General features: G+C 71.2%; 8 protein-coding genes and 1 pseudogene. 5 read left to right on the top strand and 4 right to left on the bottom strand.

Annotation, left to right across the window (positions count from 1 at the left end):
• Positions 1–15: 15 nt before the first annotated feature.
• Positions 16–5484, bottom strand: a complete 5469-nt coding sequence (locus tag ABGB21_RS23580) for a carboxyl transferase domain-containing protein (RefSeq protein ID WP_347679563.1) — start codon at positions 5482–5484, stop codon at positions 16–18.
• A gap of 350 nt (positions 5485–5834) precedes the next feature.
• Here ABGB21_RS23580 and ABGB21_RS23575 point away from each other — a divergent pair, with 350 nt between their 5' ends.
• The 5 genes from ABGB21_RS23575 to ABGB21_RS23555 all read left to right on the top strand — a co-directional run bounded on the left by ABGB21_RS23575 (position 5835) and on the right by ABGB21_RS23555 (position 11592).
• Complete coding sequence (locus ABGB21_RS23575) at positions 5835–6902, top strand: LacI family DNA-binding transcriptional regulator (protein WP_347656059.1); 1068 nt, start codon at positions 5835–5837, stop codon at positions 6900–6902.
• A 310-nt stretch (positions 6903–7212) separates the two neighbouring features.
• Positions 7213–8463, top strand: coding sequence for a sugar ABC transporter substrate-binding protein (locus ABGB21_RS23570; RefSeq protein WP_347656061.1), 1251 nt, complete (start codon positions 7213–7215; stop codon positions 8461–8463).
• A gap of 5 nt (positions 8464–8468) precedes the next feature.
• Positions 8469–9446, top strand: a complete 978-nt coding sequence (locus tag ABGB21_RS23565; protein ID WP_347679561.1) for a sugar ABC transporter permease — start codon at positions 8469–8471, stop codon at positions 9444–9446.
• Positions 9443–10300: a carbohydrate ABC transporter permease gene (locus ABGB21_RS23560; protein ID WP_347656065.1), complete on the top strand. Its 858-nt coding sequence runs from the start codon at positions 9443–9445 to the stop codon at positions 10298–10300. Before ABGB21_RS23565 ends, ABGB21_RS23560 begins: the two co-directional genes overlap by 4 nt.
• Positions 10301–10392: 92 nt before the next feature.
• Complete coding sequence (locus ABGB21_RS23555; RefSeq protein WP_347656067.1) at positions 10393–11592, top strand: family 1 glycosylhydrolase; 1200 nt, start codon at positions 10393–10395, stop codon at positions 11590–11592.
• A gap of 240 nt (positions 11593–11832) precedes the next feature.
• Here ABGB21_RS23555 and ABGB21_RS23550 read toward each other — a convergent pair whose 3' ends face one another.
• From ABGB21_RS23550 to ABGB21_RS23540, 3 genes and pseudogenes are all read right to left on the bottom strand, one after another.
• A complete protein-coding gene (locus ABGB21_RS23550) occupies positions 11833–13476 on the bottom strand; it encodes a beta-N-acetylhexosaminidase (RefSeq protein ID WP_347656068.1) in 1644 nt (547 codons plus the stop codon).
• A 322-nt stretch (positions 13477–13798) separates the two neighbouring features.
• Positions 13799–15586 (bottom strand): sulfatase, encoded by a 1788-nt coding sequence (locus ABGB21_RS23545; RefSeq protein WP_347656070.1) that lies wholly within the window; start codon positions 15584–15586, stop codon positions 13799–13801.
• Between the two features lie 74 nt (positions 15587–15660).
• A pseudogene (locus tag ABGB21_RS23540) lies at positions 15661–16344 on the bottom strand (CDP-alcohol phosphatidyltransferase family protein); the annotation flags it as partial.
• Between the last annotated feature and the right edge of the window lie 54 nt (positions 16345–16398).

The following is a 16398-nucleotide window of genomic DNA, read 5'->3' as shown; positions in this document are numbered from 1 at the left end:
GCACACCCGGGCGGGTCACCGCAGCCGTGACTCGATGGCCTCGATGACCCGGGGACGAAGCTCGGCCGCCCGGATGACGGCGTCGACGGAACCGACCTCCACAGCCCGCTGGATGTTGTGGATCCGGTCGAACTCGGCGGCCACCTCACGGAGTTTCTCCGTCCGGACCGTCGAACGGATCTCGTCGAGTTCCGCGGTCAGCGCCGCGCGTTCGGTACCCGAGGTGGCCGCGGCCCGGGTCTCCAGGTCCCGTACCCGTGGGTCGGCCGCGGTCCGGGCGTCGACGTCGCCGGCGAAGACCACCGCGGCGGCCGGCGCGCCGCCGAGCACCGAGGCGAACGAGCCCTCCAACGCCAGCACGGTCATCTCCGGGTTCAGCGCCTTCGAGAAGACCACGAACGCGCCGCCGTGGTACCGCGAGATCACGCAGAACACGATGGGGCCGCGGAAGTTCACGATCGCCCGGCCGATCTCGGCGCCGTACTCCAGTTGCAGTTTCCGCATCGACTCGGGGGAGCCGTCGAAGCCCGACAGGTTCGCCAGTACGACGAGCGGCCGGTTGCCGCTGGCCGCGTTGATCGCCCGCGCCGCCTTCTTCGACGACCGGGGGAACAGCGTTCCCGCCGTGTAGGTGTCCGGGCCGTCGGTGGGCGGGAAGCCGCGCCGCGGCACCGCCCGGGACTCGATGCCGAGCAGGCAGACCGGGATGCCGCCGAGGTGCACGTCCTGCACCACCGCGGTCTCCGCGTCGGCCATCCCCGCCCAGCGTTCCAGCACCGGGTGGTCCTGGTCGGCCAGCGCCCGCATCACGGTCCGGATGTCGAACGGCTTCTTGCGGTCCGGGTTGCTCTCGGCGGAGAAGATCTCGCCGACGGTGGTGAAGTCGCTGCCGGCCACGGAGTGCGGGAAGGTCGAGATGTCGCGGTCCACGGGGTCGGTGGTGGTGGTCCGTCGTGGTGCCGTCTCGCCCGGGGCGACGTACGTGTGGTCGTAGTGCGACATCAGCACGTCCCGCGCGGCGGTCAGGTTCGGCGCCCAGTACTGCGCCTGGCCGTTCGGGCCCATCACCCGGTCGTAGCCGCCGATGCCGAAGTTGTCCTCGGCGGAGACGCCACCGGAGAAGTCGAGTGACTGCTTGCCGGTGAGCACCATCGCCGAGTCCGGGGTCATCACCAGGATGCCCTTGGTGTGCATGAGCATGGTCGCCTCGGCGTTCCAGTACGGCTGCGCGCCGACGTTGATGCCCGCGACCACGATGTTGATCTCACCGCCGGCCTGGGTGAACTCGACGATCCGCTTGAGCGCCGCACCCACCCAGTCCATGTTCTCGGTGCCCGACGTCATGGAGATCCGGGCACCGGCGGAGAGCGCGTACCACTCCAGCGGCACCCGCATCCGTTCGGCCAGGTCGAGCGCGGCGATGACCCGGCGGCACTCCGGTTCGGAGAGGGCCCCGAGCGACTTCGTGGGGTCGCCGAGCAGCACGACCCGGGTGACCCCCTGTGGGTGCCGGGACGTCGGGGTGGTGACCACACCGGCGACGATCGCCGCGCTGTTGCGCCCCTTCGGCCGCTCGACCGGCACCAGGACGTGGTTGTCGTCGAGGTCGTGTTCGACGAAGTCGCCGAGCAGACCGGTCAGCTCGTACGGGTACACCGTGTTGCGGCTGCTCGCCCGCAGCACCTTGAGCCGGTAGTCGTCGAGCGGCTCGACCGGGTCCACCGGTGGCTCGCCGACGGTCAGCTGGGCGGCGCCGGTGGCGTCGAAGGAGATCCGTACGGCGATCTTGATCAGCTCGCCGGTCGTCCGGTCGCGCTGCCGCGCGATGAACAGGATCTCCTCCAGTCCCGCGCCAGCGGTCGTCGGGCGGACCCGCCCGGCGATCGTCTCCATCTCCTCGCGGGTCAGGTTGCTCGGCGGCCAGACGTAGATCACGATCCGGTTGGTGTTGAACCGGGTCTTCGACGGTCGCCGGGACTGGGCGCGGCGGATCGAGTCGAGGCAGGCGGCGACGGTGTCCTCGGTCGTCGGCAGCGCCACCAGTCGGCCGTCCTGCTCACGCAGTGCGGTCAGGTCGCGTACCTGCGCGAACGCGACGAGACGCTGGTCCGACGGGTTCTCCCGGGCCACGCACTGGAAGAGGTAGACCTCCTCGTCGGCCGACGGCAGCCGGGTCAGGTCGAACCTGTGCAGCCGCTCCAACTGCATCCGCTGGGCGATGTACGGGTGCAGGCCCCGGATCAGCCGGTCCTCGACCATCCCGGACTCCGCGGGCCGGAACGTGAAGTGGTGGTGCATCACCGCACCGGCGCGTCCCGCGACGGTGGTGGTGAGCCGGCGGATCCGGTCCGGCAGCGGAGCGGCGGTGATGGCCGCGAGCAGGCGCTCGGCCATCGTGTCGAAGTCCTCCGGCTGGTTTTCCCAGGCGAGGTAGATGTCGGCGTCGACGGCGTCCCCGCCAGCCGCGAGTTCGGCGAGCCCGCGCAGCGCCTCACCCAGCGCGTCGAACCGTACCCCGGCGGAGACGACGGCCGAGTCGGCGCGCTCGGCGACCACGAAGGTGCAGTCCGCGACGGTCCGGGTACGCACGGCGGTGAGTCCCTTGTTGCCGTAGTACCGCCGGGTCAGCACCTCCAGCATCACCGCGTTGTCGAGGTGGTCGCGGACCAGTCGCCGGCCGAGCAGCCGGACCAGGGGTTCGGTGCTGCGGACCATCTCGGCGATCCGTTCGGCACGGTCCGGCGCGTCCGGGTGGGTGTCCAGGTGACGCAGGTGCTCGCGGACCTTCGCGTAGACGGTGGCGCGGTTGCGGCGCAGCAGCGGCTGGGCGAACCAGGCGAACACCACACCCCGGGCCAGGTCGGCGATCACCGGGAAACGGACCTGGGTGGCGGCCACCAGCCGCTCCAGGGCGAGACCGGCGGGCTCGCGTACCGTCTCGTCCGGCGGCGGCTCCTGCAGCCAGCTACGCAGCAGCGCCGTCACGATCGAGGCGTCCACGGCGGCGCGCTGCTGGGCGAGGAAGATCCGGAAGACGGCGGCTTCGAGGTCGGGGGAGCGTTCCAGGTCGGTGACCCCGTAGTGCCCGAGAGCCCGGGCGAGTCGGGCCTGGAACGCGGCCGGCAGCCCGGCCCGTTCGACGTCGAGGCTCTGCAGGTACGTGTGGAAGTACTCGCGGTCGCTGTGGACGTGGCTGCCGGCGCCGCTGTCCTCCCCGGTCGGGCGGTTACGGCTCAGCACGGCGAGGTCGGCGAAGACGTCGAGCAGGTCGAGTTCCTCGGCCAGCGGCCGGTGGCCCTGCGCGACGACGGCCCGCCGGGCGGTGAGGTACCCGTCGAGTACCCGGCGCTCGTCGTGCGGGTCGACGTCGAAGCCGAGCAGCAGTCCGCGCAGGTCCTCCTGCCCGCGTGCGGTGCGCTGGCGCGCCGGGACCTCACCGGCGGCCCCGGGCAGGTCCAGTTCGACGGACGCGCCCGACCCGGCGGGGTCCTGGCCCGCCCCGGTGTCGTCGGCGAGCGGCTCCAACCGCAGCAGCGGCGCGCCGGCCTCCACCTGGCTGCCGACCGAGACGGGGCACTCCTTGAGCCGTGCCCGGAACGGTGCCCGCAGCACCGTCTCCATCTTCATGGCCTCCAGGACCAGCACCGGCGTGCCCGCCTCGACCTCGGCGCCGACCGGCACCGGCGTGGCGACGACAAGCGCGGGCATGGGGGAGCGGACAACGCCGCCCTCGTCACGGCTGACCCGGTGCGTCACCCCGTCGACCTCGACCAGGTGGATCGGCCCGTGGGTCCCGCTGACCACGCGGTACCGGGCGTCGTTGACGACGATCTGTCCGGTGTGCCGGTCGAAGCGGTCGAGTTCGACGTCGGCGGTGTGTACGGTGCCACCGACCTCGATGCCGACCCGGAACCGTCGGGCGCCGGTCCGGGCCACCCGGGTGCGGTAGCCGACCCCGCGCAGCTTGAGGTCCAACGGCCGGCCGCTGGCGTGCCGGACCTGCGGGCGTCCGCCGGAGGCGGTGGCCAGCAGCCGCTGCCGTTCGGCGCGCTCCTCCTCCTCGTACGCCTCGATGGCCGCCGCCGCCAGCGCGACGCCGGAGTGCCGTTGCGCGACGAGCCGGCCCTCGCCGCGGACGCGGTCGATCCAGCCGGTGTCCGCGCTGGCGTCGATCACCTCGGGCTGGTCGAGCAGGTCGATGACGAAGCTCTTGTTGGTCGCGCCGCCCTCGATGATCACCCGGGTGTCCGCCATCGCCCGACGCAGCCGGCCGAGCGCCTCGTCGCGGTCGCGGCCGTACGCGATGATCTTGGCGATCATCGAGTCGAAGGCGGCCGGGATCGTGTCACCCTCGCTGACGCCGGTGTCCACCCGGATACCCGGCCCGGCGGGCAGGTCCAGCCGCGCGATACGGCCCGGCGAGGGCGCGAAGTCGCGGTCCGGGTCCTCGGCGTTCAGCCGGGCCTCGACGGCGTGCCCACGCTCGACCGGCGGCTCGCCCTCGAGCCGGCCACCGGACGCCACCAGCAGCTGCGCCTTCACCAGGTCGAACCCGGTGGTCGACTCGGTGATCGGGTGCTCGACCTGCAGTCGGGTGTTGACCTCGAGGAAGGCGAACATCCGCTCGCCGGGGTGGTACAGGAACTCGACGGTGGCCGCGCCGCGGTAGCCGACCGCGAGGGCCAGCCGCTCCGCCGACGCCTTGAGCTCGGCGGCCTGCGCCGGGCTGAGCACCGGCGACGCCGACTCCTCGATCACCTTCTGGTTGCGCCGCTGCACCGAACAGTCGCGGACCCCGAGCGCCCAGGCGGTGCCCTGCCCGTCGGCGATCACCTGGACCTCGACGTGCCGGGCGCCGGTGACCAGGCGCTCCAGGAAGACGATGCCGCTGCCGAACGCCCGCGCCGCCTCCTGGCTGGTGCGCTCGTACGCGTCGACGAGCTCCGCCTCGGTGGTGATCAGGCGGATGCCGCGCCCGCCGCCGCCGGCGGTCGCCTTCAGCATCAGCGGATAGCCGATCTCGGCCGCCGCCGACCGGGCGGCGTCCAGCGTGCCGACGGCACCCCGGCTCCACGGCGCGACCGGAACCCCGACCTCCTCGGCGAGCAGCTTCGCGCCGATCTTGTCGCCGAGCTGGCGCATGGCCTCCGCGCTCGGTCCGACGAAGGTGACCCCGATCTTCTCGCAGAGCTCGGCGAACGCCGGGTCCTCGGCGACGAAGCCCCAACCCACCCAGGCGGCGTCGGCGCGGGTCTCCACCAGGGCCCGCTCCAGCACCCCCAGGTTCAGGTACGGACGCGCGGAGGCGGGACCGAGGTCGTAGGCGACGTCCGCGGCGCGGACGAACATGGCGTCGCGGTCGACGTCGGTGTAGAGGGCGATGGTCTCGATCCGCGTCGCGGTCTCCGCGGCCAGCTCCTGGACAGCGTGGATGAGCCGCATCGCGGCCTCACCACGGTTGACGATGGCGATACGGCTGAACACTCGACCGATCCCTCTGGTAGGCCTGCGACGGACGCGCCGGAGGACGGCAGCCCTCGGCAATGATCACTTTCCTGGCTACGGGCCTGCGGCGCCATGCCGTAACCACTGAACCCTGTGCGCTGGCCATTGTAGGAACCGAACAAAATCCTTTGGTGATCAGCGTCCCCGTTGTGGCGTCGCTGACGGTGGCGCCGCCGCCGGGCCGGCGGTCTTGCCCGCCTTGCCGTGCTGGCGCATAGTGTGAATGCGCTTTCAGCGGACCGGCCTCCCCGCCGGACCCTGTACCCCGTACCCCGTCGGCACGGTTCGCCGGCATCCCGCCCGAGAAGGAAAGGAACCCGGTTCCTTCATTGAGCACTGTTCCCACTGTCTATGACGTCGCCGAGCGGTCCGGTGTCTCGATCGCCACCGTGTCGCGGGTCTACCGCACCCCGGAATCGGTCCGTCTGCAGACCCGGATGCGGGTGCTCGAGGCCGCTCGTGAGCTCGGTTATGTCCCGAGCGGGAACGCCCGGGGATTGGCCAGCCGCTCCACCGGAGTGCTCGGGCTGTGCTTCCCGGACTACTCCGATCCGGACGCCGAGCACGAGGTGGGCGACGACGAGGACGACGTCGCCATGCTCTACTCCGACCAGATCATCCGTGGGATGGAACGGGCCGCCCGGCGGCACGGCTACGCGTTGCTGATCGCGGCCTCGCTGAAGGGCGGACCGGAGAGCCTGGTCGCCAAGGTGGCGGGGCGGGTGGACGGGTTCGCGGTGCTGGCCGAGACCGTGTCGACCGAGGAACTGGAGGCGGCGTCGCGCCACCAGCCCGTGGTGGTGCTGGCCGGCCCCGGCGAGGACGGCCAACTGGACCACCTCGACCATATCGCGGTCGCCAACCGCGACGGCCAGCGGGAACTCACCCGGCATCTCATCGAGGACCACGGGCTGCGACGGCTCGCCTTCGTCGGCGGTGACAAGATCTCGCCCGACGCGCAGGCGCGGTTCCACGGCTACCGGGAGGCCTGTGCCGCGGCCGGGATCGTCGTCGGTGACGAGCCCGACCTCCGGGCGGACCCGATGACCCAGGCGGAGGGCGCCCGGGCGGCGGAGGAGTTGCTCGACCGGGGCGGGCAGCCGCCGCAGGCCATGGTCTTCGCGAACGACCAGATGGCGGTGGGTGCGCTGCACACCCTGGAACGCCGCGGTGTGCGGGTGCCGGAGGACGTCGTGGTGACCGGATTCGACGGCCTGCCGCTGGGCCGGCTGGTGCGGCCCGCGCTGACCACCGTCCGTCAGCCCATGCGAAGTCTGGGCGAGCAGGCCGTCGAGTTGCTGGTACGCCGGCTGAGCGGCGGACAGGCCGAGTCGCCCCGGTCACTTGTGCTCCCGGTCACGGTTGTCTGTCGCGAAAGCTGTGGCTGTTCCCGCTGATTCCGGTCGATCCGACAGAATTCGCCCCTGATTCCGCCCCGGGGTAAGCCGGGTGTCTGCCGGGCGTCCGCCCGGATGGAGGGGGCCGTGTGAGGTGTCCCGCCGGCGCTGCCCGCACCTCCCGTTTTTCTGCGTCGCCGTCCTGACCAGGGCATCCATCTGTCTCGCGCTTGTTACAAGAGTGTGACCAACGCCCACTTGTGCGGACCGGCATCGTGCACAAGGGTTCATGTATGCGCTTACAGGAAGCGCTTACATGTCGTGTATGCGTACATCGGAGTCGTATATGCGTTCAAGGAGGAACACGCTCATGCATCGCGCCGTCAGAACCTCAGCGGTCGCCCTCTCCATCGCCGGGCTCGCCCTGGCCGCTGCCGCGTGCGGTGACTCCAGCGGAGGCGAGGGAGTCGCGGCGGACCAGAAGCAGACGCTCACGGTCTGGGGCATGGGGACCGAGGGCCAGAAACTGGCCGAGGTCGCCGCGCGGTACGAGGCGCAGCACCCCCACATCACGATCGAGGTGACGCCGATCGGCTGGGACGTTGCCCACCAGAAGCTGGTCGCCGCGGCTGCCGCCCGTACCCTCCCGGACATCGCACAGATGGGCGGCACCTACGTCGGCGAGTTCGCCGACCTGGGCGTACTGGAGCCGGTGGACACCACCGTCTTCCACCAGGAGGACTTCTTCAAGGCCGGCTGGGACCAGGGTGTCGCCGACGGCACCGCCTACGGCGTCCCGTGGTACGTCGACACCCGCGTGCTCTACTACCGCACCGACCTCGCCGAGAAGGCCGGCATCACCGAACCCCCGGCCACCTGGCAGAAGCTGCAGGAGGACGCGGCCGCCCTGCAGCAGAAGGCCGGCAGCCGTTGGGGCATCTACCTGCAGCCGAGCGGCCTGGACACGGTGCAGAGCTTCTACCCGTTCCTGTACTCCGCCGGCGGCGCGGTCATCGACGACAGCGGCAAGGCCGCCATCAACAGCCCGGCCGCCGTCAGGGCGTTCGAGTACTACGGCAGCTTCTTCGACAAGGGCCTGTCCCGCAAGAGCGTGCAGCCCGGCTACGACGTCACCAAGGACTTCAACAGCGGCGACGTCCCGATGTTCTTCTCCGGCCCCTGGCACATGGGCATCCTGAAGGAGCAGTACCCGCAACTGGACGGCAAGTGGGCGATCGCCCCGGTTCCGGCCGACCAGTCCTCCACCTCGATGGCCGGCGGATCCAGCCTGGTGATCTCCGAGGACAGCGAGCACAAGGCCGCGGCGAAGGAGTTCATCAAGTACCTGACCGACGCCGAGAGCCAGGCTGAGTGGTACAAGCTCACCGCCGACCTCCCGGCCAACAAGGCCGCCTGGAACTCCGGTGACCTCGCCCAGAGCCCCCAGCTGCAGATCTTCCGCCAGCAGATGGAGACCGCGAAGGCGGCGCCGACCCTGCCGAACCTGACCGAGATCACCTCCAAGGTCGACGACGCGCTCGGTGCGGTGGACCAGGGCAAGTCCTCCGCGAAATCGGCGGCGGACACCGCTCAGTCCCAGATCGAGAGCCTCGTGAAGTAGGGGTCATGAGCATCCCGACCGAAGTCGCCGCGAACGCGGCGACAAGATCCGCCGGGCCGGGGGCGCGTCCCCCGGCCGGCGGGCCGCGCCGGCGGCGCGGCTCGCTCGGCGTGCAGAACCTGGCAGGATGGCTGTTCTCCACGCCGTTCCTGGTGCTGTTCGGCGTCTTCATGGCCCTGCCCATCATCGCCACCCTGCTGATGAGCTTCACGGACTTCAGGCTGCGCGACGTCACCGACCCGTTCCACGCCCGGTTCATCGGCGTCGACAACTACGTCAAGCTCTTCCAGGACGACAAGTTCCTCACCGCCCTGTTCAACACGGCGTACTTTGTCGTCGTCGGCGTACCGTCGACCATCGTGCTGGGCCTGCTCGCCGCCCTCGCGCTCAACAACGGCATCAACCGGGCCCGGACCTTCTTCCGGATCGGCTTCTACGCGCCGGTCGTCACCAGCATCGTCGCGGTCGCCGTCATCTGGCGCTTTGTCCTCGACCCGCAGGACGGCCTGATCTCCGGCCTGCTGGCCGAGATCGGCGTCACCGCCCCGGACTTCCTGGGCAGCGGGGCGCTGGCGATGCCGTCGCTGATCGTCATGGCGGTGTGGCGCAACCTCGGCACGGTCATGGTGCTGCTGATCGCGGGCCTGCAGGCCATTCCCGCCGAGGTACGGGAGGCCGGCCGGCTCGACGGCGTCGGCACCTGGCAGGAGCTGCGCCGGATCACCGTCCCGCTGCTACGGCCCACGCTGCTGTATGCGACGGTCATCACCACGATCGGTTACCTCAACGTCTTCGAGGAACCGTTCGTGATGACCCAGGGCGGCCCCGGCAACCACACCCTGACCGTCTCCCTGCACATGTACCGCGAAGGCTTCAACTTCTTCCACATGGGCTACGCGAGCGCGATGGCGTACGTCCTCTTCGTGGTGATCCTGGCCATCACGGCGCTCCAGCTCCGACTGCTGAAGGACAACACCCGATGAGCGTGACCCGCACCGAGGCGGCGCGGACCGGCCCCGGCTTCCGCAGGCCGCTGATGTACGTCCTGCTCTCGGTGGCCCTGCTGGTCATGTCCGCGCCGTTCCTGTGGATGGCCCTGTCGGCCTTCAAGACCAACAGTGAACTGACCGCGTCACCGCCGGTGTGGATCCCGACCGAGTGGACGTTGGACAACTTTCGCGAGCTGCTCGACCGGCTCGACCTGCCGCGCCACTTCGCCAACTCGGTGATCGTCGCGGTCCTCACCACCGTGGCCAACCTGCTGTTCTGCTCGATGCTCGGCTACGCCCTGGCGAAGCTGCGGTTCGCCGGACGGAGCAAGGTCTTCGGGCTCGTGCTCGGCGCCCTGATGGTGCCCGGCAACCTGATGCTGCTGCCGTTGTTCGTGCTGATGAGCAACCTCGGGCTGCTGGACTCGTACGCCGGCCTGGTGCTGCCGTTCGCCGCCGGCGCGTTCGGAGTCTTCCTGATGCGGCAGTTCATGCAGTCGATCCCGGACGAACTGCTGGAGGCGGCCCGCCTCGACGGAGCCGGCGAGTGGTACATCTTCTGGCGGGTCGCGATTCCGCTGGTCAAGCCGGCGCTGGCGACGCTGTCGATCTTCACGTTCCTGGCTTCCTGGAACAACTTCGTCTGGCCGCTGATCGCCACCAACGATCCGGAGAAGTACACCCTCCCGGTCGCTCTGGCCACCTTCGCCACCGACCCCAACCGCTCGGCGGGGTCGAACGGCATGCTGATGGCCGGGTCCCTCCTGATCGTCCTGCCGGTCCTGGTCGTCTTCGCCGCCCTGCAGCGGCACTTCACCCAGGGCATCGCGACGGCCGGCCTCAAGTAGCCGACACCACCCCCGGCCCTGTTCACCGGGCCGGATCCGCCCGGGGCCGGTCCCGCCGGCCCGAACCTTCCCCATACCAGAAAGACGCAGCGATGACGCACGCCGTGACCCCCTTCCCGGACGGTTTCCTCTGGGGAGCATCCACCGCCGCCCACCAGATCGAGGGCAACAACACCAACAGCGACTGGTGGCGTAAGGAGGTGGCCGGTGCCGCGGGCATCAAGGAGCCCAGCCTGGACGCCTGTGACAGCTACCACCGGTGGCGGGAGGACATGGACCTGCTGGCCGAACTGGGCTTCACCGACTACCGGTTCAGCATCGAGTGGGCCCGTATCGAACCGGCCCCGGGCCACTTCTCCCGGGCGGAACTGGCCCACTACCGCCGGATGGTCGAGGGCGCGATCGAGCGCGGGCTGCGACCGATGGTCACCCTCCACCACTTCACCGTGCCGCAGTGGTTCGCCGACCGGGGCGGCTGGACCGCCAGCGGCGCCGTGGAGCTGTTCGAGCGGTACGTGACGGCCACCGCACCGGTCATCGGTACCGGCGTACGGCACGTTTGCACCATCAACGAGCCCAACATGATCTCGGTGATCGCCGGCCTGGCCAAGTCCGGTGAGCACGGCTTCCCGCCGGCCGGTCTGCCCGCCCCCGACGCGGAGACCACCGAGGCGGTCATCGCCGCCCACCACGCGGCGCGGGCGGCGGTCCGGGCGATCAATCCCGAGATCCAGGTCGGCTGGTCCGTGGCGAATCAGGTGTACCAGCCCCTGCCCGGTGCGGAGCAGGTCACCGCCGCCTACCGCCACCCCCGGGAGGACGTTTTCATCGAGGCCGCCCGCGGCGACGACTGGATCGGCGTGCAGTCCTACACCCGGACGAAGATCGGACCCGAGGGTCCGGTACCGGCGCCGGCGGATGTCGAGCGCACCCTCACCCAGTGGGAGTACTACCCCTCGGCGGTCGGCCACGCGCTGCGCCACACCGCGCGGATCGTCGGCGACGTACCGCTGATCGTCACCGAGAACGGCATCGCGACCGCCGACGACACCCGCCGGGTCGACTACTACACCGGGGCCCTGGACGAGGTTGCCTCGGCCCTCTCCGACGGCCTGAACATCCAGGGCTACCTGGCCTGGAGCGCCCTGGACAACTACGAGTGGGGCTCGTACACCCCCACCTTCGGCCTGATCTCCGTGGACCCGGAGACCTTCGCGCGTACCGCGAAGCCGTCGGCGGTCTGGCTCGGCGCCATGGGCAGGTCCCGGGAACTGCCGCGTGTCACGAACTGACCGGTGACGGATCCCGACCGGCACCCGCCCGCGCAACCGTTCGTACTCATCCCGCCGCGGATGACGCCGCGAGGTGGGCGTCGAGTCACGCCCCACCCGACGAACCCACCCGTACGCGGTGTTCAGGTTGACACCGGCCTCCCGCGCAGCAGCAGCCACGCTCCCGACCCGATCGAGAATCTCGAAGAACTTCACCTTGAGTTCAGCGGATACGGAGACGGTCCTCGCAACGGGGCACAGTCAGTCGACCCAGGGGATCTGCGGCGACCGGTAGAAGTTCACCTCCTGGGCCGTCCAGCGCGGCGCCTGCTGGGCCAGTCGCTGCCGGAACGACTCCCAGTCGTGGCTGTGTGGCGTCGACCAGCCGAGCTCGGCGATGGCCGGCAGCCGGGGGAAGGCCATGAACTCGATGTCGTCGATGCTGCGCAGGGTCTCCGACCAGAGCGGCGCCTCGACCCCGAGGATCGACTCCTCGCCGACGCCGGGGACCCGGGTGGCGGGATCCCAGTCGTACGCGTCACGGACCTCGATCAGACCGGCCCAGCTCAGGCCGAGCGGGGTGGAGCGGTCGTACTTCATGTCCAGGTAGGCGCGGTTGGCCGGCGACATCAGCACCTTGTTGCCCCGGGCTGCGGCGGCGGCCACCGAGGCGTCGGTGCTGCCGGTGCCCCAGTACTGCGGGACGACCGAGGTGGGGGGCGAGACCTTGGCGATCTCGTGCCAGCCGAAGGCCCGCTTGCCGTACCGGGCGACCATCGGGATCACCCGGTCCATGAAGGTCCGGTACTGCTCGTCGGTGGTGGCGTGCGCCTCGTCACCGCCGATGTGCAGATACGGGCCGGGGGTCATCGCGGCGAGTTCCCGGATCACGTCCTCGACGAAGGTGTACGTGAGCTCGTCCTCCACGCAGAGCGAGCTGTAGCCGACCGCGATGTCGGTACGCGGTGGCACCGCCACCCCGTCACAGTTGAGTTCCGCGTACGTCGACTGGGCGGCGTTGGTGTGCCCCGGCATGTCGATCTCGGGCACGATCGTCACGTACCGGGCGGCGGCGTACGCGTTCAGTGCCCGGTACTCGGCCTTGGTCAGGTAGCCGGCGCCGACCCCGTCCACTCCGGTGCCGGGGCCGCCGCCGACCGTGGTCAACCGGGGCCAGCTGTCGATCTGGATCCGCCATCCCTGGTCGTCACTGAGGTGCAGGTGCAGGTGGTTGACCTTGTACTGGCTGATCAGGTCGATGTAGGTGCGGATCTCCGCCGGGGTGTGGAAGTGCCGGGCCAGGTCCAGCATGGCGCCCCGGTAGCCGAACCTCGGCTGGTCGACGATCCGTCCGCCCGGCACCGTCCAGCTCCGCCGGGTCGGCCGGGGCGACTCGATCGCGGCGGGCAGCAGCTGCCGCAGCGTCTGGACGCCGTTGAAGAGCCCTTCGCCGGAGGTGGCCCGGATGGTGACCCCGGACCGGGCGACGTCGAGCTGGTAGCCGCCCCGACCGACCCGGCCGTCGGCGCCGCCGAGCAGCAGGGTGATCCCGGCGGGACGGGCGGAGACCGCCGGCACCACCGGCAGCGGGTAGCCGGTGGCGGGACGCAGCACCCCGGCGAGGTGTTCGCCGACCCGGCGCGCCTCGGCCGAGCCGAACTGGGTCCGGATCAGGGTGGCCGGGCCGAGCCGGTAGTCCGCCCTCGGGTCGGCGGCGGTCTGCACCGGCGCGGGGATGACGCTGTCGAGGGCGCGGACGTCCCCGGCGGTGGCCGACCCGCCGCCCAGGGCGGGTGGTCTGGTGGTCGCGGGACCGGCGGTCGCGGGGCCGGCCAGCGCCGGGCCGGCCAACAGGGCCAGGAACAGGGCGGACGCCCTGCGTAGGACGGTCGAGGGGGAACGCATCAGCACCTCCGGCAGGCGGTGGCGCCAGATCGCCGCTCGACCTGCCCGGGCGCCGCCGCGTCGGCTCAGGCTACATGCGGGGCGGTCGATCCGTAAGCCTTGTTAAATATTTTTGGGGTCGAGCCCGGTGGCGGCGACGGACGCAGCGGCATCGACCACCGCTACCCGCTGGCGCTGGCCTGGCTCGCCGGGCGCCTCGCCCGGTAGCGCCGACCACCAGCGGGGCACAGCCGGCCCGCCGGCCACCAGCGCGGCAAGGGGCGGTCCCGGAGCGGGCCGTCACCGGTCGGCCACATCGGCGGCCGACCGGTGACGGTGAGGCTCAGCGGGCGAAGGTGGTCAGGAAACGGTCCCGGAAGTCGTCCATCCGCCACACCGGGGCCGGCGCGCCCGGCCGCAGACCGTCCTGCCACCTCCAGTCGGCGATCCGGTCCAGCGTCTCCCGGTCCCGGGTGACGATCGAGATCGGTACGTCCCGACTCGCCCCCTCCCCGGTCACCACCGGAGCCGGCTGGTGGTCGCCGAGGAAGATCAGTACGAGGTCGTCGTCGCCGTACGTCTCCACGTAGGAGACCAGGCTGCTGACCGAGTACTCGATGGAGAGCCCGTACTGGGTGCGGACCCGGGCCGGGTCGCGGTACACCTCGTCCTTCGACGGTCCCGCCTCGGCCATCGGCCGGAAGATCGAACCGTTGCCGAGTTCGTCCCAGCCGACCATCCGGGGCAGCGGGGTCCAGGGCGAGTGGCTGGAGATCAACGGAATCTCCGCCATCACCGGCGCGTGCTCCGGATCCGCCCGCTCCAGCCGGTGGAACGCGGCGAGGGTGTACTGGTCGGGCATGGGTGCGAAGCTGAACTTCGGGCCCCGGTAGCCGAGGTCCTTGGCGCCGTACAGCCGGTCGTTCTGGAAGAAGCCCGCCTCCGGCCACGGAGCGGTGAGCGCCGGCATCACGGTGACGGTCCGCCAGCCGGCCCGCCGGAACGCGCCGTTGAGGGTCAGCCGGTCGGTGGCCAGCAGGTCCCGATACCGCTGCTGGTTGTCGGTCCACGCTCCGGAGAGCAGGGTGGCGTGGGCCAGCCAACTGCCACCACCGGCGGTCGGCGAGGTGAGGAAGGCGCTGCGGGTGCCGTACCCGGCCGCGGCCAGCCGTCGGGTGCCGTCGTCGAGCACCGCACCGACCCCGGCGAACTCCGGCTCCTCGACCGCGTCGCGCCCGTAGCTCTCGACGAAGGCGATGATCACGTCCTTGCCGCGCAACGCGGTCAGCAGTTCACTGCCCGGAGTGTCGTGGAACGCGTCGGCGGCGGTCTCGGCGGCGAACTTCTCCCGGTCCTCGAGCCCGGCGCGGACCTGCAGCACGCGGTGGACCGCGAGGCCGCCCGCGCTCTTCGCCGCGACCGGCAGATCCGGCACGATCTGCACGCCGAGCACCACACAGACCAGCCAGGCCGCACCGAACGCCAGGCCGGCCCGGCCCGCCACCCGCCGGTGCCGTACGACCGTCCGGGCCAGACGCCGCAGCGCGAGGACCATCAGCACCGGGAGGGCGACGGCGAGCAGCACCGCCGCGGCCACCGCGCCGATCGCCCCGGCCCGGCCAACCGCGTCGGTGAGGAAGTTGACCGCGTCGTCGAGCAGCATCCAGTCGACCAGCGGGTCGAACTGGCGGTCGAAGGCGGTGTAGAAACCCATGTCCAGGAACTTCAGGATGCTCAACAGGCCGAGGCCGACGCCGATCAGCACCGCCGCGACCCGACGCGCCCGTCCGGGCAGGACGAGCAGCAGGGCGAGCGCGAGCAGTGCCTCGACCGGGATCCGGGCGAACTGTCCGGGGGTGAACCGGCTGGGCTGGTTCGGGGCGACCAGGGCGACAAAAACCAGCAGACCGGCCAGGCTGGTGAGGACCCCGGCGGCGATCCGCCGCACGATCCGACGCCGCGGCGCGGGCGCCGCCGTCGTCTCCTCCGCCGTCCCGGCCGGCGCCCCCTTCTCCGGCGTCCGGTTCTCGGCCACCTCGGCCGGCGTCTCGACCCCGCCCGGCGTCCCGACCTCGGGCGCGGCCGTCGGGGCGGGCGGCGTCGGGTCCTGCACCGGCGTCGGGGCCTTCACCGGGCGAACCCGGCGGCCGGGGTACGGGCCTGCTCCACCCGGGCCAGCGGGGCACGACCCGGCCTGCCGCCGTCCCGGTGCCGCCACCGCCAGCGGACGTCCCGGCTGAACGACTCGACGAGGAGCAGAAGGGCGGCGGCGAGTGCGGCGAGGGCCAGCGGCCGGGGGAGCACCTCGGCGGCCGCGAACACCAGGACGATTCCCTGGGTCGCCGCCACCACCTTCCGCCAGTACCGGGGCGGCAGCGGTCCACGCAGCCAGGGCAGCACCCACAACGCCACGACGAAGGCGTACCGCATGCCGCCGATCGCGAGCACCCAGGCGCCGACGCTCGGTGCGACGTAGACGCTGAGCACCATCAACAGGACCGAGTCGATCTCCATGTCGAACCGGGCGCCGAGCGGATTGGCCGTACCGGTCCGTCGGGCCACCTGACCGTCGACCCCGTCCAGGGCCAACGCGACTGCGGCGAGCACCACCAGCAGGGTGACCGGGATCGACCGGTGCAACGAGTCGACGGTCAGGGCCGCCACGCCACCGACGAGGGTGCCCCGGGCCGACGTCACCCAGTCGGCCGGGGCGAACCCGGCCGCACCGGCGGCGCCCAGGCCCCGGACGAGGGCGGCGCAGACGACCACCCCGTACGCGATGCCGACCAGCCAGCCCACGACGCTCAGCCCGACGGTCCCGGCGAGGCCGGCCAGCACCAGGATCTGGACGACGAGCCCGGCCAGCGGGCCCCTTTGAACCTTTGCCACCGTTCCTCCGTGTCTATCGTTGCGCCCCTGATCATGGGTACGGAAAATCCGGCC

This window comes from Plantactinospora sp. B24E8 (assembly GCF_039871735.1).
Taxonomy (GTDB): Bacteria; Actinomycetota; Actinomycetes; order Mycobacteriales; family Micromonosporaceae; genus Plantactinospora.
The sequence above is the reverse complement of the archived record's forward strand: the minus strand, read 5'-3'. Positions and strand labels throughout refer to the sequence as shown.